The 21450-nt window shown below is 70.3% G+C and carries 24 protein-coding genes and 1 tRNA gene; 9 read left to right on the top strand and 16 right to left on the bottom strand.

Translation table 11 applies throughout. The features are described from left to right. Positions 1–16 precede the first annotated feature (16 nt). Positions 17–934 (top strand): LysR family transcriptional regulator, encoded by a 918-nt coding sequence (locus tag AWQ71_RS16945; RefSeq protein ID WP_067134190.1) that lies wholly within the window; start codon positions 17–19, stop codon positions 932–934. Between the two features lie 105 nt (positions 935–1039). Here the strand turns inward: AWQ71_RS16945 and AWQ71_RS16940 are convergent, their stop codons facing one another. Continuing rightward, complete coding sequence (locus AWQ71_RS16940) at positions 1040–1492, bottom strand: hypothetical protein (protein ID WP_067134188.1); 453 nt, start codon at positions 1490–1492, stop codon at positions 1040–1042. 204 nt (positions 1493–1696) lie between these two features. Next, positions 1697–2302: a response regulator transcription factor gene (locus AWQ71_RS16935; protein ID WP_067134186.1), complete on the bottom strand. Its 606-nt coding sequence runs from the start codon at positions 2300–2302 to the stop codon at positions 1697–1699. A gap of 263 nt (positions 2303–2565) precedes the next feature. Here AWQ71_RS16935 and AWQ71_RS16930 point away from each other — a divergent pair, with 263 nt between their 5' ends. Then, on the top strand, positions 2566–3561 hold the full coding sequence (locus tag AWQ71_RS16930) for a chorismate-binding protein (protein ID WP_067134184.1): 996 nt from the start codon (positions 2566–2568) through the stop codon (positions 3559–3561). Positions 3562–3584: 23 nt separating this feature from the next. After that, positions 3585–4415: an aminotransferase class IV gene (locus AWQ71_RS16925; protein ID WP_067134421.1), complete on the top strand. Its 831-nt coding sequence runs from the start codon at positions 3585–3587 to the stop codon at positions 4413–4415. Between the two features lie 7 nt (positions 4416–4422). Here the strand turns inward: AWQ71_RS16925 and AWQ71_RS16920 are convergent, their stop codons facing one another. Then, the gene (locus AWQ71_RS16920) at positions 4423–5844 is read right to left on the bottom strand and encodes an LVIVD repeat-containing protein (RefSeq protein ID WP_067134182.1); all 1422 of its coding nucleotides are present in this window, start codon (positions 5842–5844) and stop codon (positions 4423–4425) included. 83 nt (positions 5845–5927) lie between these two features. Here AWQ71_RS16920 and AWQ71_RS16915 point away from each other — a divergent pair, with 83 nt between their 5' ends. Continuing rightward, the gene (locus AWQ71_RS16915; protein WP_245658331.1) at positions 5928–6551 is read left to right on the top strand and encodes a DUF305 domain-containing protein; all 624 of its coding nucleotides are present in this window, start codon (positions 5928–5930) and stop codon (positions 6549–6551) included. A gap of 104 nt (positions 6552–6655) precedes the next feature. On the opposite strand, the gene AWQ71_RS16910 is transcribed toward AWQ71_RS16915, so the two are convergent. After that, positions 6656–7072, bottom strand: coding sequence for an SsgA family sporulation/cell division regulator (locus tag AWQ71_RS16910; RefSeq protein ID WP_067134180.1), 417 nt, complete (start codon positions 7070–7072; stop codon positions 6656–6658). Between the two features lie 547 nt (positions 7073–7619). Between AWQ71_RS16910 and AWQ71_RS16905 the strand changes: the two genes are divergently transcribed. Beyond that, a tRNA-Val gene (locus AWQ71_RS16905) sits at positions 7620–7691 on the top strand. A 74-nt stretch (positions 7692–7765) separates the two neighbouring features. Here AWQ71_RS16905 and AWQ71_RS16900 read toward each other — a convergent pair. The 4 genes from AWQ71_RS16900 to AWQ71_RS16890 all read right to left on the bottom strand — a co-directional run bounded on the left by AWQ71_RS16900 (position 7766) and on the right by AWQ71_RS16890 (position 10663). Further along, a complete protein-coding gene (locus AWQ71_RS16900; protein WP_067134178.1) occupies positions 7766–7960 on the bottom strand; it encodes a hypothetical protein in 195 nt (64 codons plus the stop codon). Positions 7961–7986: 26 nt separating this feature from the next. Further along, the gene (locus AWQ71_RS41680; protein WP_157570396.1) at positions 7987–8157 is read right to left on the bottom strand and encodes a hypothetical protein; all 171 of its coding nucleotides are present in this window, start codon (positions 8155–8157) and stop codon (positions 7987–7989) included. A gap of 371 nt (positions 8158–8528) precedes the next feature. Next, the gene (locus AWQ71_RS16895) at positions 8529–9374 is read right to left on the bottom strand and encodes a peptidase (RefSeq protein WP_067134176.1); all 846 of its coding nucleotides are present in this window, start codon (positions 9372–9374) and stop codon (positions 8529–8531) included. A gap of 2 nt (positions 9375–9376) precedes the next feature. After that, complete coding sequence (locus tag AWQ71_RS16890) at positions 9377–10663, bottom strand: VWA domain-containing protein (RefSeq protein ID WP_067134174.1); 1287 nt, start codon at positions 10661–10663, stop codon at positions 9377–9379. On the opposite strand from AWQ71_RS16890, the gene AWQ71_RS16885 reads away from it, so the two are divergent. Continuing rightward, positions 10656–10874, top strand: a complete 219-nt coding sequence (locus AWQ71_RS16885) for a hypothetical protein (RefSeq protein WP_067134171.1) — start codon at positions 10656–10658, stop codon at positions 10872–10874. The genes AWQ71_RS16890 and AWQ71_RS16885 overlap by 8 nt on opposite strands. Before the next feature lie 147 nt (positions 10875–11021). On the opposite strand, the gene AWQ71_RS16880 is transcribed toward AWQ71_RS16885, so the two are convergent. From AWQ71_RS16880 to AWQ71_RS16870, 3 genes are read right to left on the bottom strand one after another with little or no spacing between them, the layout of a single operon-like run. Continuing rightward, positions 11022–11423, bottom strand: a complete 402-nt coding sequence (locus AWQ71_RS16880) for a hypothetical protein (protein ID WP_067134168.1) — start codon at positions 11421–11423, stop codon at positions 11022–11024. Beyond that, positions 11417–11857 (bottom strand): acyl-CoA thioesterase, encoded by a 441-nt coding sequence (locus AWQ71_RS16875; protein ID WP_067134165.1) that lies wholly within the window; start codon positions 11855–11857, stop codon positions 11417–11419. The genes AWQ71_RS16880 and AWQ71_RS16875 overlap by 7 nt, the downstream gene beginning before the upstream one ends. Positions 11858–11859: 2 nt before the next feature. Continuing rightward, a complete protein-coding gene (locus AWQ71_RS16870) occupies positions 11860–12492 on the bottom strand; it encodes a TetR/AcrR family transcriptional regulator (RefSeq protein WP_067134162.1) in 633 nt (210 codons plus the stop codon). Between the two features lie 218 nt (positions 12493–12710). Between AWQ71_RS16870 and AWQ71_RS16865 the strand changes: the two genes are divergently transcribed. Next, positions 12711–13574 (top strand): NAD(P)H-binding protein, encoded by an 864-nt coding sequence (locus tag AWQ71_RS16865; protein ID WP_067134159.1) that lies wholly within the window; start codon positions 12711–12713, stop codon positions 13572–13574. A 110-nt stretch (positions 13575–13684) separates the two neighbouring features. After that, positions 13685–14623: an alpha/beta hydrolase gene (locus AWQ71_RS16860; RefSeq protein WP_157570395.1), complete on the top strand. Its 939-nt coding sequence runs from the start codon at positions 13685–13687 to the stop codon at positions 14621–14623. Positions 14624–14837: 214 nt separating this feature from the next. Here the strand turns inward: AWQ71_RS16860 and AWQ71_RS16855 are convergent, their stop codons facing one another. The 5 genes from AWQ71_RS16855 to AWQ71_RS42655 form a co-directional block, all read right to left on the bottom strand. Continuing rightward, entirely contained in the window at positions 14838–16166 is a 1329-nt protein-coding gene (locus AWQ71_RS16855; protein ID WP_084258964.1) for an MFS transporter, read from the bottom strand. 43 nt (positions 16167–16209) lie between these two features. After that, positions 16210–17106: a class D beta-lactamase gene (gene blaOXA / locus AWQ71_RS16850; RefSeq protein WP_067134150.1), complete on the bottom strand. Its 897-nt coding sequence runs from the start codon at positions 17104–17106 to the stop codon at positions 16210–16212. 240 nt (positions 17107–17346) lie between these two features. Further along, positions 17347–17835: a cupin domain-containing protein gene (locus tag AWQ71_RS16845; RefSeq protein ID WP_067134147.1), complete on the bottom strand. Its 489-nt coding sequence runs from the start codon at positions 17833–17835 to the stop codon at positions 17347–17349. Continuing rightward, positions 17826–18392, bottom strand: coding sequence for a TetR/AcrR family transcriptional regulator (locus AWQ71_RS16840; protein WP_067134144.1), 567 nt, complete (start codon positions 18390–18392; stop codon positions 17826–17828). Before AWQ71_RS16840 ends, AWQ71_RS16845 begins: the two co-directional genes overlap by 10 nt. Before the next feature lie 55 nt (positions 18393–18447). Continuing rightward, the gene (locus AWQ71_RS42655) at positions 18448–18807 is read right to left on the bottom strand and encodes a hypothetical protein (protein WP_169806577.1); all 360 of its coding nucleotides are present in this window, start codon (positions 18805–18807) and stop codon (positions 18448–18450) included. Positions 18808–18865: 58 nt separating this feature from the next. Here AWQ71_RS42655 and AWQ71_RS16835 point away from each other — a divergent pair, with 58 nt between their 5' ends. Then, complete coding sequence (locus tag AWQ71_RS16835; protein WP_067134142.1) at positions 18866–21241, top strand: ExeM/NucH family extracellular endonuclease; 2376 nt, start codon at positions 18866–18868, stop codon at positions 21239–21241. Positions 21242–21450: the final 209 nt, after the last annotated feature.

The following is a 21450-nucleotide window of genomic DNA, read 5'->3' as shown; positions in this document are numbered from 1 at the left end:
GATCGATGGAGGGATCATGTTCGGCACCGACGCGCTCAGGCTGCTCGACGCCGTGGCCCGCACCGGCTCCTTCACGGCGGCCGCCGCCGAACTGAACTACACGCAGTCGGCCGTGTCGCGGGGGATCGCGTCGCTGGAGGCGCGGGCGGGCGGCCCGCTGTTCGAGCGGCTGCCCAGGGGCGTACGGCTCACGCCCGCCGGGCACGCCCTGCACCGCCACGCCGTGGACGTGCTCGACCGGCTGCGCTCGGCGGCGGAGGAGCTGTCGGCCATCCACCGGGGCGTGGCCGGGAGGCTGCGCGTCGGCGTCTTCGCCACCGCCAACGCCGCGCTCGTCCCCGGCGCGCTGCGCGCGTTCCTGCGGCGCGGTCCCGACGTGGAGACCCGCATCGTCGAGGGGCCGAGCGGCCGGCTCATGGAGCGTCTCGCCGACGGGGACATCGACATCGCCGTGGTCAGCGACTACCTCTCGGGGCTCGCCGCCGGACCCGAGAGCACGCTCACCCCGCTCCTGGAGGACGAGTTCCTGGTCGCGCTGCCGAGCGGCCATCCGCTGGCCGGGCGCGCGGTGGTCGACCTGCGTGACCTGCGGGACGAGAACTGGATCGAGGCGCCGCCGCGCGGGCACACGACGATGCTCCTGACCGCGTGCGCGCGGGCCGGTTTCACGCCGCGGGCCGGCTTCCGCGTGGCCGAGTGGACCGGCAAGTTCGGGTACGTGGCCGCCGGTCTCGGCGTCACCCTTGTCCCGGCCATGGCGGCGGACGGCGTCCGTGCCCGCACCGACCTGGTGCTCCGCCCGATCGGGGAGTTCGCGCCGCGCCGATCGGTGTACGCGGCGCTGCCGTCCGCGGCGCCGCTCCCCGCCGCGGTGACGTTCCTGCGGCTGCTCCAGGACGAGGTGGCCGCACGAGCCACCCCGGGAAGGGCGTGAGAGCGCCGCCGGCTGCCCGGCCGGCCCCGACCGCGAGTGGCTCGGGCGCCGTACGCCACGCCGAAGGGGTGCCGGGAGCGGGCTCCCGGCACCCCCTCGTCAGTCTCAGCCGCAGTTGCCGAAGGCGGCGCGGCCGCCCTGGGCGATCTCACCCTGGATCCGGGTGTCGTAGACGAGGCCGCTGTACCGGACGCACTTGCCCTTGGCGGCTGCCTTCACCGGGCCCGCGTAGTACTTGTAGGACTTGTCGTCGGACACCGGCTTGCTGCCCTTCACCTCCAGGGTCGCGATGGTGCGGGTGGCGGTTCCGACGTACGAGTCCTTGATGGTGACCACGCAGTTGTAGCCGTTGCTGCTGTTGTAGAGCAGGTAGACATGGCCGAAGGTGGAGCCCGACGGCGTCTTGATCGCGCGAGAGCCGTCGCTGACCCGCGCGTACCCCGTCCCGCAGACACCCTCAGGCGAGTACGCCGCGGCGATGGCAGGCGCCGGGCTCACGGTGAATGCTCCGACGGCCAGCCCCGCCGCGACGAGGGCGGTCTTCGCGGATTTACGCACGTGTACGTGTCCTTTCGTTTTCGACCGCCGCGACATCGCGCCGATCGAAGGATCTTGCGCAACAGGCTTCGGTCAAAGAGCCGAAGATCCTGTAACCCCATGACGTCAAATCTTTCGCGGGTTTCGGTGGCGCGCGGCAGTGCCTCAAGCACGTTGTCGGCATGCAGATCGCACCGGGGAATCGTGCAGACTGCACATTTCCCGCTACAGCCAGCCGGCCTCGGTGGCTATGCGGACGGCATCCACCCGGTTGCGCGCGTTCAGCTTGGTGACGGCGGAGGCCAGATAGTTGCGCACGGTGCCATACGACAGGCACAACCCGGCGGCGATCTCCGCCGCGCCGCTGCCCGTGCTGAACTGCTTCAGCACCTCGGCCTCGCGACGGGACAGCGGGTTCTCCTCCACATCGAGAGCCGCCAGCGCCAGTTGCGGATCGACCGCCCGGACGCCGGTGGACACCTTGCGTACGGCGTCGATCAGTTCGTCCACCGGGGCGTCCTTGGCGATGAACCCGTGAACTCGCGCGGCCAGGGCGCGGCGCAGGTCTCCCGGTCTGCCCGAGCCGGTCAGTATCAGCGTGCGACACTCCGGCAGCCGCTCGTGCAGTTCGGCCGCCACGACGATCCCGTCCGTACTGGGAAGATCGACAGCGATCACCGCCACGTCCGGCCGGTACGCAAGCGCGGTGGACACGACGTCGTCCCCCGTCTCCATGGCCGCCACCACGTCGAGATCGTCCTCCAGCTTCAACACGGCGACCAGCGTGTCGCGCAGGATGCGCATGTCTTCCGCCACCAGAATCCGGATCACAGACTCCTCCTGGACCAATCCATGCGTCGGTTTCAGACGTCATATGTTCTTAATACGGGTCCGAAAATATCCCAGAAGAAGATCGCTGATATTGGCTGACGGTATTCCCTGCCACGTCACCGTGCCGGCGCTCGGGGGACACCTCGCACGCCCGCCTGAGGTGGCGTTCCCGCGGCTGCTCCAGGACGAGGCGGCCGCACGAGCGGCCTCGGGGGAGGGCGGGGCGGGAGAATACGGTCGTGGAACCGGGCGAAAATGGACCGGTGAAGGACGCTTACGCCCATGTCGGCGGCCTCCTGGCCACCGGCCTGCGCGATGTGACGACCGATCCGGCCGCGCTCGACTCGACCGGATGGTGGGCCGTCGTCGTGACCTACGAGGGCAAGGTCATGTGCGCGCGTTTCGACGACGTGCGCCCCGCGCCGCTGCCCCGGCCGCGCGCGCCCTGGCCGGGCCCGGCCCCCGAGGCGTGGACGAGTTCACTCGACCGCGCGGCGTACGAGCAGGGTGTGCGCGCGATCAAGGACCACATCGAGCGGGGGGACGTCTACCAGGCCAACCTCTGCCGGGTGCTGTCGGCCCCGCTCGCCGACGACGCCGACCCCGCGGCCCTCGCCGTACGGCTCGCCAGGGGAAACCCGGCGCCCTACGCCGCGCTGATCGACGTGCCCGGCCTGACGGTCGTGTCGGCCTCGCCCGAGCTGTACCTGTCGCGCGCCGGTGACGTGGTCGAGTCCCGGCCGATCAAGGGCACCGGAGTCACCGCGGCCGACCTGCTGGAAAAGGACCACGCCGAGAACGTGATGATCGTGGATCTCGTACGGAACGACCTGGGCCGGGTGGCCGAGGTCGGCTCCGTGTCGGTGCCCGCGCTCTGCGAGGTCGAGGAGCACCCGGGGCTCGTCCACCTCGTCTCGACCGTACGGGCCCGGCTCGCGGCCGGAGCGGGGTGGCCGGAGCTGCTCGCCGCGACGTTTCCGCCCGGTTCGGTGACGGGAGCGCCGAAATATACGGCCCTGCAGATCATCAATCGACTCGAACCACAGCCGCGCGGGCCATACTGTGGGGCAGTGGGCTGGGTCGACGCCGACCGGCGGGAAGCCGCGCTGGCGGTCGGCATCCGCACCTTCTGGGTGGAGCAGGGCATGATCCGCTTCGGCACCGGAGCGGGCATCACGTGGGGCTCCGACCCCACGCGGGAGTGGTGCGAAACCGAGTTGAAGGCGTCCCGGCTCATCGGACTCGCGTCACGGAGCTAGCACGAGCAGGGATGGAGATCGAGATGACCGTACCCATTTGGGTCAACGGTGAATTGTTGGACCCGGAGAAGGCCGTCGTCTCGGTCTTCGACCACGGGCTGATGGTGGGTGACGGCGTTTTTGAGACGGTCAAGTTCGTAGGCGGGGAGGCGTTCGCACTCACCCGGCACCTGGAGCGGCTCGCGCTCTCGGCCAAGCGGATGGACCTGCCCGAGCCCGACCTGGCCGCCATCGCCGACGGCGTGCGGCAGTGCGTCGCCGCCGCACCCGCCTGGCCGCTGGGCCGGATCAGGATCACGTACACCAGCGGGCCGGGGCCGCTCGGCTCCGACCGCGGGTCCGAGGGGACCAACGCGATCATCATCGTCGCGGAGCAGAAGCCGTTCCCCGAGACGGCCGCGGTCACCGTGGTGCCCTGGCCGCGCAACGAGCGCGGCGCGCTCGCCGGGGTCAAGAGCACCTCCTACGGCGACAACGCCAAGGCCCTCGCCTACGCCAAGGAGCGCGGCGGCGCCGAGGCGATCTTCGGGAACCTGGCGGGCAACCTCTGCGAGGGCACCGGCAGCAACATCTTCATCGTGACCGGCGGGCGGCTGGTGACGCCGACGCTGGCCTCCGGCTGCCTGGCCGGTGTGACCCGGGCGCTGGTCCTGGAGTGGTGCGGCGGCGTCGAGGAGGACGTGCCCCTCTCCGCGCTCTACGAGGTCGAGGAGGCGTTCCTCACCTCCACCACGCGGGACGTCCAGCCGATCCGGCTGATCGACGACCGCGAGCTGCCCCAGGCGCCCGGCCCGGTGACGCTCGCGGCGATGAAGGCGTTCGCCGAGCGTTCGGCGGCCGACCTCGACCCGTGATCGGCCGTCAGCCGCGGTAGGAATACTGGGTCTGGGCGTTGAACTCCTTCAAGGTGACGTCCTTGGCGGGGTCCGTACGCGGATCGTCGATCCGCAGGACGTCCAGACCCTTCGTGATGTCGCTCGAATAGATGTGGCCGTTGTAGTAGTACGCGGACCACGACCCGCCCACGCGCAACCCCGCCCGCAGCGGTCCGCGCTCGAAGAAGCCGATCTCGACGGGGTGGTCGGAGTCGGTGAAGTCCCAGACGGAGACCCCGCCCTGGTACCACGCCTGGACCATGATGTCCCGGCCCGGCACGGGGATCAGCGCACCGTTGTGGGCCACGCAGTTCTCCTCCGAGCCCTGGACCCGAGGGATCTTGAAGTAGCCGTGCCGGACGAGCTCGCGTGCGGGCGTGATCTCGTAGACGGCGTTCGCGCCCTTGGTGTCGTTGCCCGAGGAGTCGCACGTCGCGACCATGCCGCCGCCCAGCTCGTCGCCGAAGACGACCTTGGTCCCGTCGTTGTTGAACGTGGCGGAGTGCCAGAGGGAGAAGTTCGTCCGGTCCGACTCGGTCGTGAGGACGACCGGCTTGACCGGGTCGGAGATGTCGATCAGATAGCCGTCGCCGTAGCACGCGGCGGCGGCCAGCTTCTTCGCCGGATAGACCGTGATGTCATGGCAGCCTCCGTAGGCGCCGCCCTGATGCCCCTTGAACAGCGCGGGGGTGGCGACGACCTTGGCCGCCTTGGGGTTCTTCACCGGCACCTCGACGATCGAGATGCCGTCGTGCGGCGCCGGGCAGTTCGGCGCGCCCGGGTCGGGTCCGCCCGCCGAGACGTAGACGTAGAAGGCGTCCGGGTCCGGTCCGGGCACGATCACGTTGGTGTGGGAGCCGCACTCGGTCGCCACCGCGGCCACGTAATCGGGCCGGGCCTTGTCGGAGATGTCGAAGATCCGGATGCCCTCCCAGCCCGACTTGGTCGAGGGGGCCATGAAGTCGCTCTCGCAGCGGTCGTCGGCCCGCGGGTCGTCCACGGACACGATGAGCAGGTCGCCGGAGACGGAGACGTCGTTCTGCCCGCCCGGGCACAGCACCCGGGTGACCACCTTCGGGTGCGCCGGGTCGGAGATGTCGTGGACCGTGAAGCCGTCGTAGTTCCCGGCGAACACGTAGTCGCCTTGGAAGGCGAGATCGGTGTTCCAGGAGTGGGGGCCGTCGAACGGCGCCTCAAGGGGGACGTTGGCGATCGGCGTGATGTTGTCGCTGTGCAGGACCTCGTCGACGCCGAGATCGGCGCTGGCGCGCTTGCCGTCGCCGGACGCGTCGCTCGTCGCGCGGGCCGCCTCGGACGACGGCGCGGCCCCGGACGGGGCGGAACCGGAGGAACAGGACGCGGCGCACAGCGCCAGCGCCAGGCACGCGATGAGCCCCGCACGCTTCACTGTTCCCCCTGGATCTTGGAGACTGCCCCACTATGGACGTTATGTCGGGCAGAAGCGGCGCGGGTGGCACTTTTGTAACAGTTGTGCTGGCAGTTCTGGTCGCGGGAGCGGCGGGCTGCGCCGCGGACACCCCCGCCGACCGGAGGGCCCCATTCGTCGCGGGATCCGGCGCGCCTGTCGTCGTCCCTGACGGGCCCGGAGGGCACGCCCGTACGGCGACGCCAGGGGAGCGGATCGGCGAATCGGACGCGCGGGCCACGGCCGCCGACGTGCGTTTCGCGGAGGCGATGATCCCCCACCATCGGCAGGCGCTGGAGATGACCGGCCTGGCCGACGGCAGGGGCACGGGAGGCGAGGTGGCCGCGCTGGCCCGGCGGATCGCCGGGGGCCAGGGGCCCGAGATCGCGACGATGACGTCGTGGCTGGCCTCCCTCGGCCGTCCCGCCCCCGCCGTACACGATCACGCTCGCCAGGGCGCGTACGGCATGGCCACGCTGGAGGAGATGAACCGCCTGCGCGAGGCGCGGGGCGCCGCCTTCGACACCCTGTTCCTGCGGTTGATGATCAGGCATCACGAGGGCGCGGTGCGAATGGCGGAGGACGAGCTGCGCGACGGGACGGACCGCCTCATGCGGGAGATGGCCCGTGACATCGTCTCGGGGCAGCGGGCCGAGATCGGCCGGATGCGACGGATGCTCGCCGGTTAGGACGCCCGATCAGGGCGTCCGGGGACGGGACGCCGGCCCGTCAGGGCCGGTCCTGGGGTGATCACTATCGCCGGCTCGGCGCCGGACGATCGGGACCGGTCGGATCAGGAGCTCCACAGCATGTTGGTGAGCTCTTCGTCGAGGTCCATGAAGTCGGTCTCACGGCCGGCGGGGACGAGCTCGAACGTACGGTGCAAGAACTGCGTCAGCGGAGCCAGGGGCACTTCGAACAGGGCCTGTCCGAACGGGGAGGTGAGACTGATGTTCAAGGTGCGCTCGCCGTCGGAGCGGGCGGGCCACACCTGGACGTCACCCTCTCCAACGCGCCGGACGATGCCGACGGTCAACAGTTCGCGAGCGAAGATCCACTCGACCGGTTCATCGTTCCCCACGTGGAATGCCATGCGTATGGCGTACGGGTCCTCGGCCGTGTAACTGAGCCCGGCGAGCAGGGGCACGGTAGTACGGTCGGGGACCACAAGTCGAAGGCCCAGCTCGGCAGTGACGGTGGTGCTGTTCATCGTCAGCCAAACCTTTCGTGTCGGGTCCCCTCACAGGGGCTGGCAACTGCTCTCACGGACTTGCTGTCGCCCGCGAAGCTATGTACGCGAACGAAGAAACCCGTAGGAGAGATTCCGCTTCCGGGGCCTTCTGTAACGCATCTCACAGGTAGACATTTGAGCATCTACCTGGTCAAACATCGCTAACAGCCGCATGTTGGCGCTGGTTTTGCGTGTCGATCCGACTGTCATGGCGAAGTCTTGCACGGTATAAATGATCTTAGCTCGGGACGTATACGGGGACTCTGGGGCATCACGATGCTATGACAACACAGCGAGGTCCCGCTGGTCCCGGAGGAAACGATGCGACGAGGGGGTCGCCCCGGCGCCGTCGCCGAGCGCCGGCCGCGCCACCCGGTCGACCGGAGGGTCGACCGGAGGACGGTCGTCCGGAGATCGCTGAAAGGCCCGGCGGCGGGGAGCGGCCCGGAGGATCGTTCGCTTCGCCAGGACCCCGCGAAGTGCGGTATGGTTTTCCCCGTCGGCGCCGCAAGGGGCCGATCATCCCGGGCGATTAGCTCAGCGGGAGAGCGCTTCGTTCACACCGAAGAGGTCACTGGTTCGATCCCAGTATCGCCCACCCAGCAGGGAGGCCATCCGCGATTATCGTGGGTGGCCTTTTTGATCTTTCGGAGTGACTAACGCTGCCGATTTTCACGGCCAGCGTTCGACGATCGCGACCACCGCGGCTGTCAGGAGGAGCGCCAGCCCGAAGGCCGCGACCATGATCACGAGTGACAGATCCGTGCCGTCGCTTCCAGCGCCGAGAGCAATCCTGAACCCGCCGAGGAGGAGTACGGCCCAGCCGAGCAGGAACGGGATGAGATAGCGAGTGTGACGCTGGTTCATGGTGACCTTTCGGGGAGCGCAGCATTTCAGATACTCCCGCAGTGATCACTGTGTGGGAAGAGCTCGCCCATTTCCTGCGCTCCGTCCAGCAGGACCGGGCGGAACTGCTTGCGGTAGACGGTCTCGGTCACGATCGTCGTGCCGTGCCCGACGAGCCGGGAGATCGCCCAGAACACGCCTGCCGGGTTCAGGTTCACGATCCCTGAGTCCTTGGGTCGCTACATCGGCTGGGGAATCGCCATCGCCGTCGTCGTCGCGCTGTTGCGCGGGGTCGACCCCGGGCCGCTCCTCAAGCACGTCGCGCCCTGACGGGGAAGCACGGGGCGTCACCGGCTGGGCGGCCGCGCATGTTTGCGGCCGCCCAGCCGGCGTCACCACGATCGGCAGCCCGCGGACACCGAGGAAGGCTCGGCCAGGTGACACCGGCGATCGCATTCGACTTCGACGGCGGCCGATTCCTCATGCTCCGTTCATCCCGACGGACGGCACGCTCGGCGCGGCCGGGTTGCCGACGGCCTGCGGGCACCGGCCTGGAACGTGGCCTCCGCGCTGGTGCGGCTGCGGGGGATCAGAGGTGGTTGTAGCCGTCGTGCTCCGGCCGACGCCGACGCCGACGCGGATGCCGGGTGAGGCTGTAGCCGCCGACGCCGGTGATGGCCGCGATGACACCGCCGACGGCGGTCCAGGCCCAGCGGGTCGACAGGTCGGGGAGCCAGCCCCAGCTCCAGCCGGTGCCCTTCTCCTTCTCGGCCGCGACCGGCGGCGCCGAGGTCTGCACCGTTCCGGCGGCGACCGGCTGGGTCAGCGGGGTCTTGAGCTTGCCGCCCTCCGGCTGGATGTCGTCGCTGTCATGAGCGCTGATCCGCATCGCCACCTGCATCGGCAGGCCCAGATCCTGCTCGGGTAGTTCGGTGACGGCCAGTCGGACGTAGTAGGTGCCGGGCAGCGGGTCGCCGGACCACGGCTCGGCCCAGGCGCGGACCTTCCGCAGGGTGCAGCCCAGGGTGACCGATGCGGCGCCGGCCGCGGCGGTCGGCGTCTGGGCGCCCGCCGTACAGGCCTGGCGGCGGCGGAGCCCGTCGAAGACGTCCACCGCCCAGCTGGATGCGCCGTGCCGGGAGGTTTTGGGCGGCAGGGTGACGGTGATCGCGATCTTGTCGGTCCGACCGGCTTCGGAGGTGAACGACCAGTAGAGGTAGTCGCCGGTGGAACCGGCCAGCTGCACCGGCTGTCCGGGCTGGACGGCGGTCGCGGTGAGGAAGGACGACCCGGCAGTGGTCACCGGCGCCAGGCTCTCCGACGCGGACGGCGACGGCGAGGTGATGTCGGCGACGGCCGGACCGGCAGAGAGCAGCAGTGCGGCCGCGGCGGCGGACAGCGCCCCGGCACAGCGGCGGACGGAAGTTGTACGCATCGTCAGTTCTCCATCCAGATCGCGACCCGCCAGCGCGCCAGCCAGCCGAAGACCAGGCCGCCCACCAGACCGGCGAGGGCCAGCAGGCCGAGCAGCCCCCAGCCGCGGCCCAGGTCCGGGCCGTTGGGGGCGGGGGAGGAGTCGACCACGCCGACGGTCAGCTCCAGCGGCATACCGGGCGTTGCGGCGGTGGCGGCGGTGGGCGAAGAGAAGGAGTTGCTGACCACCAGGCAGACGGTCTGGTCGGGAGCGTTCTGCTCGGCGGACCAGCGCAGGCCGGTGGAGAGCACATCGGTGCGGCCGCTGCCCGCGTCGGTGCCGCGAACCAGCTCCCGCCCGTCCTGGGAGACGGCCCGCAGCAGCACGCCGTAGTCGCGGTTGAGCGCGCGGTCCAGGGAGACGCTGACGGAGGCCCGCAGCTCTTGCCCGTCGCGGACCAGGACCCGGTACCAGCGGTGCTCCTGGAACTTCTCCCGGTCGGTGTAGGCGCCGGGGCTGAGCAGCGGGGCGCGGCTGCAGTTTTCGGTGCCGTCCACCTGAGCCGGGGTCTGGGTGTAGGTGGTCGCGGCGCGGTCCACCAGCTGGTTGATCCGGTTCCTCAGCTGGGTCTTGCTGGTGACGGCGGTGTAGGTGCCGCCGGTGGCGGAGGCGATGCAGGTGAGCTGCCTGCGCACCTTGTCGTTGAGGGTCAGGCCGAGGGTGTCCACGACCAGGTGGGTGCCCTGCGCGGCGAGCTCCCGGGCGACCTCGCACGGGTCGGGCGGGGCGCAGGTGTCCTCGCCGTCGGTGATCAGGACGATTCTGCGGGTGGTCTCGCCGGTTCCGAGGTCCCGAGCGGCGGCGCGCAACGCCAGGCCCACCGGGGTGAAGCCGGTGGGGCGCAGGGTGGCGACGGCGGTCTTGGCCTCCAGCTTGTCGATCGGGCCGATCGGCACCAGCTGCTGGGTGTCCCTGCAGCCCACGGCCTGGTCCTTGCCGGGGTAGGTGGCGCCGAGGACGCGGATGCCGACCTGGGCCTCGGAGGGCAGCGCGTCCAGCACCTCGTTGAAGGCCTGCTGGAGCACCGAGATCCGGCTGTGGCCCTCGATGTCGCGCGCCCGCATCGAGCCGCTGATGTCGAGGACCAGCTCGACCTTGGGCGGTTCCTTCGGGGTGGTCTCATCGACCAGCTCGACGTTGGGCGGTTCCTTGGGGGTGGTCTCGTCGGCGTGAGCGGGGGGCACACCGAATATGGAGAGGGCGGCCAGCATCCCGAGCAAGGCTGCGGCCGGACGGCGTCTGATGATCACGTCGGCGATCCTAGTGATCACCAAGATTGCCCGGATCACCGTCCTTGTAGCCGCAATCGATCTGGGTATCGCCCACACAGCTCAGAGGCGGTTTTTCCTTGATGGGAAGGACGTCCACTTTGCTTTTGGGGAGAATCCGGGCAGACCGCAGCCGTCCATGAGCGCCACGGTCACGCTCACTGCGACCGTCACCCTGGACGACGAGGGCTGATACGTCGCGCGCCGCGTCCAGGTCGAAGTCACCGGCCAAGGCTGGTCCGTCGACGAAGCACTCGCCAACCTCCGCGACGCCCTCGCGCTCTACGCCGCCCCTCGGTCGTGATCGACCCCGCTGAGCGAAGCGAGGCGGAAGCCGTCGTCACGGGAGGCGACTCCGGGGCTCCGCACCCGGGCCCGAGTGGAGGGACCGCCACAAGGCGTCCCGGTCCAGCGTGTCGATCTGCCAGGTGCGCGACCGCAGCGTGCCGCGGTGACGGTATGCGCGCATGATCCGCACATGCGGGCGCAGCCGTACGAACGCGTGGAGGTCGTCTTCGCCGCGCCACACGGACAGCGAGCCGACCCGGTGGCCGGGGAGATCGAGCCAGAGCCACATGCCCACCGCGCCGGGCAACGCCGGCCACAGACGGCTCAGCGACAGGCCGTGCCGCACGATGCCGGGCAGGTCGAGGAGGTGGTTCATCCGGTAGTCCGTCAGCGCGGCGACCAGTGGGCCCGGCAGGCCTGCCGAGGGGCCGGCGACCCAGCGGGACCTCAGCACGCCGCCGCCGTTCGGCGGAGCAGAGGTTCGGCGGCGGTGCGCAGTTCGTCACTGAACGGCGCAGGCCGCAGTGTGGCCGGGTCCAGATTGACATTGACGCGGTAGCCCTCGGCATGCACCACCGTGCGGTCGGCGGACAGCACGCGGAAGTGGTAGACGCCGCTCGTGCGGCCCATGCGGTCCATCCAGAAGTGCACCAGCGGCTCACCCGCCCCCGCGATGGGCACGTGGTAGGTCACCTTGAACTCACGCACCGCCAGGAACACGTCCTTGAACGCCGACCGGACCGGATCGGGTGCCCAGCCCAGGCGCTGCCAGTACGCGCCGATCGCCCGCTCGACCAGCAGGGCGTACCGGGAGTTGTGCAACAGGCCCATGGCGTCGAGATCGTCGAAATGCACCTGGACCGGCTCGTGCACGCCGTCTTCAGTCATGATCAATCCTCCGGGAGAAGCGTCGGGTCAGGGCAGAGCGCGCGCAGGCGTTGCAGCACGGCGCGGCGCGCGTGGACGAGGGCGACCGGACCGTCATGCAGCCGGGAGTGGACGACCACCATCTCGCCGAGCGCGTCGATCTCGTACGCGAGCTGGGCCGCGTCCACGCTCTCGGCCAGCTCGCCCTGCGCCACGGCCTGCGCCACCTGCCGCCGGATGAACTCCTGCCACTCGCGCAGGGCGCGCGCGACGCGATCGCGTACCAGGCCGGGACGATCGTCGAACTCGGCCTGGACGGTGAAGAAGAAGCACCCGCCGGGGAGCACTCCATCGCCGTAGAACCTCAGCCGCGCCTCGTGCAGTGCGAACAGCCGCCGCACCCCGGCCGGGGCCGCCATGGCCGGCGCCACCACCTGGTCGGCCCACTGGCGGGTGGCCCAGTCGAGGGCGTCGAGCTGCAGTTGCTCTTTGTCGCGCCAATGGGCGAAAAATCCGGACTTGCTGGTGCCGGTCGCCGCCGCCAGCCGCCCCAAGGAGAGTCCGTCCAGTCCTTCGACGGAGGCCAGGGCCACCGCCCGTTCGAGGATCGCCTCGCGGCTGCGCAACCCGCGCAGCCGCCGGCCGTCTTGCGTCATGAGGATCAAACTATATTAACGACCGATCGGTTGTATACCTGGTTGAGGCGCCGCACCGATCGCGTCATCGCCTCGGCAGCGGGTGAGGCGGGCGAGAAGGACTATCGATTTCGCGCGTCCGGAGGGCCAAGATTGCGGCGTTCTTGCAGGTCGATGGCGATATGTGAACAGCATGTTCGCGTTTGCCAAGGGGTTCCGCTCCCGTTAAACCTGGTGCGATGCGAATTCTGGTGACCGGGGCGACCGGGAACGTAGGAAGGCTCGTCGTCGAGCAGCTCGTCCAGGCGGGACTCTCCGTACGGGCGTTGAGCAGGAATCCCCGGGGAGGGGCCCTTCCCGACGGGGTGGAGGTGGTCCGCGGCGACCTGGCGGAGCCGGAGAGCCTGCGCCCCGCAGTCGAGGGCGTGGAGCGGATGTATCTGTTTCCGTTCGCCGCGACGGCGCCCGACGTCGTCCGCCTGGCCAGGGAAGCGGGGGTCCGCCGGGTCGTCACCCTCTCCTCCGGTGCGGTGACCACCGGCCACGACACGAGCTTCCACCTGCCTGTGGAACAGGCGGTGGAGGCATCCGGCATGGAGTGGACCCACGTACGGCCCGGCGAGTTCATGCTCAACAAGCTCTGGCTCTGGGGCCCTTCGATCCGGGCCGAACGGGTCGTCCGTGAGCCGTTCCCCGACCTCGCCTGGTATCCCGTCCACGAGCGCGACATCGCCGACGTGGCCACAGCCGCCCTCCTGGAGGACGGGCACGGGGGCGCCGCCTACACGCTGAACGGCCCCGAGCTCATCAGCCGCCGCGATCAGGTGCGCGCGATCGTCGAAGCCATCGGTAAAGACATCCGCCTGGAAGCGGTGACCCCGGCGAAGGCCCGTGAGCTGTACCTGGCCCAGGGCGGCTTCGCGGCGGCCAACGCCGACTTTCTCACCGGTTTCCAGACCTACTCGGGCGAGGAGGCCGACTCCGCGCAGGTCGAGGAGCCCGCCCCGGCGGCGTCGGCCCCGATGCCCACCTCGGAGGAGGTCACCGGCAAGCCCGCCCGAACGTTCGCCGACTGGGCCCGCGACCACGTCCGAGACTTCTGAGAGGGCCGCCAGCAGAGTCCGGGGCAGGTCGGTCGGAGACCCGGAGGCGCCACCCGTCTATGGGTTTGAGGGGTTGACAGAGGCGGCCGGCGGGCGCGAAGAAGGGCGACGTGAGAACTCGCCGCCTTCTTCTGGTGCTCGCATCGGCCGTCCTCCTGTCCGGATGCCAGAGCGGCGTCGCGCCGGTCGAGCCTCCCGCTTCCACGCAGAGCTCCGTCGGGCCCGCCACGGTCGTGTCGCGGGACGTCGTGGATGAGCGGACCGACCGGCTCACGATCGACTCGCCGGCGATCGGGGGAGTGCGGTCGGTGTGGGTGATGCGACCGGCGGCCTGGAAGAAGGGCTCCAACGGCTGGCGGGCGCTGTACATGCTGCACGGCTGCTGCGCGGGCGGCGCCTGGGACTGGCTCAAGACCGGCGAGGTCGAGCGGATGACGGCCGACCTCGACGCCGTGATCATCGTCCCCGAGGGCGGGTCGATGGGCTGGTACACCGACTGGCGCGACGGCCCGGCATGGGAGACGTTCCACATGACCGAGCTGCCCGCCCTGATCGAGCCGATGTACGGCGTGGGCGGGCGCCGGGCCATCGTGGGGTATTCCATGGGAGGATTCGGCGCCTTGGGCTACGCGGCCCGCCACCCGGGCATGTTCGAGGCCGCCGCCTCACTTTCCGGCGCCCTCGACATCCGCAACGACGTGCAGGGATTCAGCGTGTTCCTGCGAAGCCACGGCGTGGACAGCGAGGACGTGTGGGGCGACCCGAGCGGCTGGGCGGCCGACAACCCGGCGGACCAGGTGACCCGCCTCAAAGGCCTACGCCTCTACGTGTCCAGCGGCAACGGCGACGCCGGCCCGCTCGACGCCCGTACGGACGTCGGCAGCGACAGCGAGGCCGCCATCATGCGCCAGAACGCGACCTTCGCCGAGGCCGCCGAGAAGGCCGGGCTCGCCATCACCAAGGACTTCTACGGCGACGGCACCCACACCTGGCCCTACTGGATCCGCTCGCTCCAGCACGCCCTGCCCATCCTCCTGCCCCGTGACTGATCGCGCCGGGGTGGCGATTCCTCCGCCGCGCCGTCGCGCCAGCGGAGCGGGCCGTGTCCGGCCAGCACCTGGCCGATGACGTACTGGTCGAGGAACGCGTGGATCTCTCGCGGTTTCGGCAGGTCGCCTCGGGGCGGAGCGGACGATTCGCCCGCCGAACGCGGCTTCCGCGACGCCAAGATCGACGGCATCGCCGAGCGAGCCGGGGCGCGCGTCAACGCGGAGCCGGGGCGCGGGCCACTCGTGTGTGGGGGAGCCGCACGGCGGCGGCGGTGACGGCCGCGACCAGGCCGAGGCCGGCAAGGGCCGTCGCCGCGCCCCGGTTCCCGGCGTCGAAGAGCGGTCCGGCGGCGAAGCTTCCCGCCAGGGCGACCACACCGGAAAGGAAGTTGAGCAGGCCGATATAGGCGCCGAACCGCCCGGACGGCGCACAGCGGGTGACGGTCTGGAACAGCGCCGCCTGCGTCAGGCCGGAGGCCAGCCCGTGCAGTACGGCGGCCACCGCCAGCACGGCGATCCGTTCGGCCCCGGCGGGCGGAATCGCGATCAGCATCAGGTAGCCGCCGCCCGCGCAGAGCAGGCCGCTTTTGAGCAGCCAGGGGCGCTCGCCCCGGCGGGCGGCGGCGCACCACGGCTGGATCGCGGCCGTGGTCACCGCCACCGCGGAGAAGAACAGGGTCGTCGTGCCGGCGTCGACTCCCCTGAGGGGGACCAGGGTCGCGACCTGGGTGGTGAGCAGCGTGGTGGGCGCCGCGGTCAGGGCGAACAGGAGGAAACCCCGGTCGCGGAGCACCGCCCACACCCCGGCGACGATTTTCCGTACATCCGGCCGTGCCGCCCCGCCGCCGGGAACCGCTTCCCCGTCCACGGGGGAAGTCGTGTCCGTACGGGAAGCCGGGCCGGGAGCGCGGTGGAGCAGCATGAACAGCACGGCGCCGACCGCCCACGCGCCCGCCGTCACCGCTGACAGCAGCCCGAACCCGCCCGTCAGCAGGAGCAGGAGCCCCACGGGTGGCCCGACCACGGCGCCGATTTCGCTGGTGATCAGATAGGCGGCGAAGCCCCGGGAGCGGCGCGCCGGAGCCACCCCGGCGAGCAGGGACTGCGCGGCCGGGTGGAACAGCGCGCCGCCCACCGCCATGACCACGACGGCGCAGAGCAGTTCGCCGACCCCGCTGGTGACGCCCAGCAGCGCGAACGCCGCCATCCGCAGGGCGCAGGCCAGGGCTCCCGCGCGCGCCGGGCCGATCACGTCGGTGAGCGCGCCGACGGGAAGGAACAGCATGTACTGCACCGCGACACGCACGCCGAGGACCGCGGTGACGGTCCCGGCGAGCATGCCGAGGTCACGGTGCAGGTGCGCGACCAGGTGGGCCATCATCGCGTAGTAGCCGAGCGAGATGGCCAGGCTCGTCCCCACGACGATCGCGATCACCCGGCGGTCGGGGACCGCCCGCCCTCGGGGTGCGGGGGCGCATGACGTCGCCGCGCGCCCGGTCGACGGCCGGTCGGGGGAGGCGGATTCCGCGCGCGGCGAGGTCATGGCAGCGGACTGTCTCACGGGCCGCGAGGCCTGTCCAACCCGGTCAGGCCTTCGGGAGGACTCCGAGAGCCGTCAGCAGGTCGCGGGTGAGGGGGATCCGCTTCTCGGTGTCCTTGTCGATGTTCACGTCGATGTTGAGGGCGAAGGTGTAGAGGCGGTCACCGCGCTCGACCCAGCCCACCCACCAGCCGATGTTGGGCGTGGTCGACATGCCCCATCCGGTCTTGGCGAACAGGGCGTAGCCGTCCTTCTCCTCGATCTTCAGCAGCTCGCGCACCGTGAGCTGGTTGCGCTTCGACGCCGGGAGCTGCTGACGGGCCAGCCGGGACAGGAAGCGGGTCTGCTCGACCGCGGAGATCTCAAGGGGGCCGTCGAGCCAGAAGCGGTCCACGACGGGGCCGATCCGTCCATTGCCGTAGTTCAGCCGGTTCACCCACTGGTTCTCCCGCTTGAGGCCGATCCGGCGGGCGAGCGTCTGGAACACCGGGACGTTGGACACCCGGATCGCGTCGCGCAGGTTCATGTCGTGCTCCCACTCGGGGAACTGCTGCGGCTGCCCGCCGTACGGGATCACCTCGTTCTCGTCCTTGACGGCCTTGGTCTCCAGGGCGATGAGGCTGTGCGCGATCTTGAACGTCGAGGCCGGGATCAGCCTCTTCTGCGCCCGCGCGGCGTCGACGACCGTGGTCCGCCCCTGCCGCACGTCGAAGAGCGCGAAGGTTCCGCGCACTCCCGCCTGGCGGAACAGCGCCTGCAGGTCGTCGCGGACGATCATGCCGCCGTGGACGGCGTCCTCCGCGGCCGCGCTGTGGCCGGCCGTGTTCACGGCGCCGGTTGCGCCGTAGGCGGTGCCGCCGAACAGCGCGGAGGCGGTCAGGACGGCCGCGCCCAGCGCCGCGCGCAGCCGTGCCCGGGAAGCGAAGGCGGGGGAGTTTCGCATGACAAGCTCCTCAACTTTGTCGATCTTCTGCGAGGAGCAGACCAGAGGCGTCGCATCATGTCCAATATCGATATGCCTGATAGTCGATATCTGTATGCGTATCAAAGCTGGCCGGAAGGGCCGTCGAAGAGGGGATCGGGGTGGTGGGCCCGCACAAGATCGGCCGGGGGTGGGCGGCCTGCCCTGCGCCGGTCGTTCGGGAGGAGCCCGGCGCCCAGGGAGGTCGTCGACCGGCGGGGATCAGGACGCCTGGCGGTCGCGTGTCCAGGCAGGACTGTCGAGGAAGTGGTTGTCGTACAGGTCCTGGGAGGCCAGCAGTTCCTCAAGCGTGGCCTCGCCCCTGCGGAGGCGGTCGAGCAGGCGGAAGTAATCAAAGCGCTGGATGCCGGGGGCGACGACGATGAGGAGGTCGGCGGTGTGGCCGGGGGCGGCGGCGAAAGCATGAGGTGTCAGCGGGGGCACGGCCGCCACATCGCCCGCCGCCAGCGTCACGATCTCCTCGCCCGACAGGATGCGGGCTTTGCCCTCCAGGACGTAGAAGAGCTCGGTCGACGTGGCGTGGTGGTGGGGCACGGCGCCGTCCGCGCCTTCGGCGAGCGTCATCCTGACGGTGCTCAGCGCGCCGCCAGTGTCGCTGGAGTCGAGCAGCAGCCGTCCCGTGGCCGTGGGCGAGATGATGGTCTCGGCGTCGACCTGGCGGACGATGGCCGTTTCCGCGATCAGTGACATGTCAGGCTCCCTTCGAGCGCGGAGGACACGAGCCGCTCTGCGTAGGCCCGGTCGATCGGCGCGCCTGTGATCATTACTCGGTAGTAGAGGGCGCCGGCCAGCTGGTCGAACAGCGCCTCGGCGTCCAGGTCGGCGCGCAGCTCGCCGCGCACACGCGCACGCTCGATCAGGGCGAGCGCGATGGTGTTGCGCGTGGCGTACTGCTCGCGGGTCAGCCGGCCGATGTCCTCGTGCCTGGCCGCGGCCGCCACGAGCTCGCCGACGGCCCCTGCGGATGGGCCTTCGCGGCCGCCTGCCGCACGCATGCGGTTGAGCCCGGCGGCGATCTTCTCCATGTAGTCGACGAGGTCGGCCCGGATGTCGCCGGTGTCGGTGATCTCGTCGTCGGCCTGCAGCCGGGCCACCACCGCGACGGCCAGATGATCCTTGGTCGACCAGCGGCGGTACAGCGTGGTCTTGGCCACGCCCGCCTGCTCGGCCACCTCGTCGATGGACAGACCGGCGTAGCCGCGTTCGAAGATCAGGGCAGCGGCGATCCGCAGCACTCGCTCGTCCACCTGTGTGTCGCGTGGTCGTCCGCGAGGCGCCAAGGCGACCTCCTCATTTCGAAACTCATGTAGCGAAATAGAAGCTATCCCTCGCGAGGCAATTACGCAACTCCAGTTTCGTAATTGGTGGGTGGCCGAACGTGCCGTCCACGGTCGCTGCGCCGCTTCGGCGCGCCCACCGGTCGCTGCCACCGGGTCGAGCGGCACCCGGACGGCCGGTGGCGTCAGTGGGCCGTGAAGGCCGGGGCGGCAGATCGTCCCCGTGCGCGGCGATCGGATCGAGGTGGCCCGCCGGCGGCGGGATGTGACCGTCGGCGACGGCTATGCGGCCGACGCGAAGCGAAGGCTCGGCGGGCCGCCAGGTCATATGACGCCAGATCATGACGCCGGTCATCGACAGGAAGTGTCGATATTGCGAATTCACTAGTTATCCATGCATTAGAGACAAGATGCAGATGGGAGGCGCTTTACCCTTTTTGCTCATGCGTGCATTGCCCCGGGTACTCGCGATCATCGCGACCGCCGGCGTCACCGCCGGCACGATCGCTGCCCTTCCCTCAACTCCCGCCGTCGCGGCGCAGAGCACCGTCCTCATCAGCCAGGTGTATGGCGGAGGCGGAAACTCCGGCGCCCCCTTCACCAACGACTACGTCGAACTCTTCAACCGTGGCGCCGCCCCCGTATCGCTGGACGGGTGGTCGGTGCAGTACACCAGCGCCAGCGGAACCGGGAACTTCTCCGCCAACAAGACGGCGCTGACCGGCACCCTGGCCCCCGGTCAGTACCACCTGGTCCAGCTCGCCGCGGGCACCACGCCCGGCGCGGCGCTGCCCACGCCCGACGACGTCGGCACCATCAACATGAGCGGCACCGCGGGCAAGGTGGCCCTGGTCAGCTCCGCCGACGGCCTGGTCTGCAACGGCTCCACCACTCCCTGCACCGACGACCAGATGGCGCTCATCGCCGACCTCGTCGGGTACGGCGCGGCGAACTTCTTCAAGGGCAGCCCCGCGCCCGGCCTCACGAACGCCACCGCCGCGATCCGCAAGAACGGCGGCTGCGCTGACACCGGCGACAACGGCGCCGACTTCGACGCTGCGGCCCCCGCCCCGCGCAACGCGGCCACGCCGCCCGCGCCGTGCGGCGGCGAGCCGACCCCGTCCCCCTCCGCCTCGCCGTCGAGTTCGCCCTCGGCCAGCCCGAGCCCCACGTCGAGCCCCACTCCGGGGGCCACCTGTGACACCCCGATCACGCACCGGATCGCGCAGGTGCAGGGGAGCGGCGACGTCAGCCCGCTCGCCGGCACGGACGTCCGGGTCGAGGGCATCGTCGTCGGCACCTCCCAGGGGGCCGGCCAGTTCGGCGGCTTCTACATCCAGGACGACAAGCCGGACGCGGACCCCGCCACGTCCGAGGGCCTGTTCGTGTACTCCTCGTCGCCGGTCAAGGCCGGTGACCGCGTCCTCGTCTCCGGCAAGGTCATCGAGTACAACGGCCTGACCGAGATCTCGCCGGCCACCGCGGTCAACGTGTGCGGCACCGGCGTCATCACGCCGACCAAGGTGAAGCTGCCGCTCAAGAAGGGGGTCACCTTCGAGCGATACGAGGGCATGCTGGTCACCTTCAAGGGCGACCTGGCGGCCTCCGAGATCTACAACCTCGGCCGGTTCGGTGAGATCACCCTCGCGGAGGGCGGCCGGCTGTGGCAGCCGACCGACCGCAAGAACGTGAACACCGAGAAGGACGCGGGGCGGACGATCCTGCTCGACGACGGGTCCACCGTCCAGAACCCGGCGACCCTGCCGTACCACTCGACCGGGTCGAACACCGTCCGGATCGGCGACCGGGTCAAGGACCTGACCGGCGTGCTCACCTACGGCTTCGACGCCTACCGGATCCAGCCCCTCCAGCCCTTCGAGTTCGAGCCGGTGAACCCGCGCCCCGCCCAGCCCGAGCAGGTCGGCGGCGACGTCCGGGTGGCGAGCCTCAACACGCTCAACTGGTTCACCACGCTGAAGTCCCGGGGCGCGACCACCGCGGCCGAGCGGGACCGGCAGCTCGCCAAGCTGGTCGCCAACATCACCGGGCTCGACCCCGATGTGGCCGGGCTGATGGAGGTCGAGCGCAACTCCGACGTGGCGCTGAACACCTTGGTCGACGCCCTCAACGCCAAGGCCGGCGCGGGCACGTACAAGGCGATCACCCACCCCAACCCGGGCACAGACCTGATCCAGACCGCGCTGATCTACAAGCCGGCCAAGGTCACCCCGGTCGGCGCGGCGCAGTCGTCCTCCGACCCGATCTTCAACCGGCCGCCGCTGGTCCAGACGTTCCGCAAGGCGCAGGGGAACGGCAAGACCTTCACCGTGCTGGTCAACCACTTCAAGTCCAAGGGCTGCAGCGACGTCGACGGTCCCGCCACCGGCGCCGACGCCGACCAGGGCGACGGCCAGAGCTGCTACAACGCCAAGCGGGTCAAGCAGGCCCAGGCCATGATGTCCCTGATCGACAGCCTGAAACTGCAGAGCACGCTCGTCCTCGGCGACATCAACGCGTACGGCGAGGAGGACCCGATCCACACGCTGGAGGCGGGCGGGCTGACCAGCCTGAGCAAGAAGTACGTCTCGGCGAAGGACCGCTACAGCTACGTCTTCAACGGCCTCTCCGGCGAGCTCGACCACGCCATGGCCGACAAGCAGCTGAGCAAGCTCGTGACCGGCGCCACCATCTGGCACATCAACAGTGACGAGGGCCGGTTCATGGACTACAACACCGAGTTCAACCCGCCGTACCTGTACGCGCCGGACGCCTACCGCTCCTCCGACCACGACCCGCTGCTGGTGGGCCTGGATCTCTGACGGAGCGTTTCTCCCCGTGAGGCCCGGGGCGCGGCACATCCGTGCCGCGCCCCGCGGTCTTCGCGCGAGGGCGCCGAACGCGGCTCGCCACCGGCGACGCGTTCAGGCGCCTGCAAGCGGCGTACAAGCGGTCGTCCGCCTCCCGAAAGCGGCGTGCAGGCGGGCGCGCCTATCACTGAGGTGCAACCCCGGCAGCACCCGTCCTCGAA

Origin of the sequence: Microtetraspora malaysiensis (assembly GCF_001528665.1) — a bacterium.
GTDB lineage: Bacteria > Actinomycetota > Actinomycetes > Streptosporangiales > Streptosporangiaceae > Microtetraspora_A > Microtetraspora_A malaysiensis.
The sequence above is the reverse complement of the archived record's forward strand: the minus strand, read 5'-3'. Positions and strand labels throughout refer to the sequence as shown.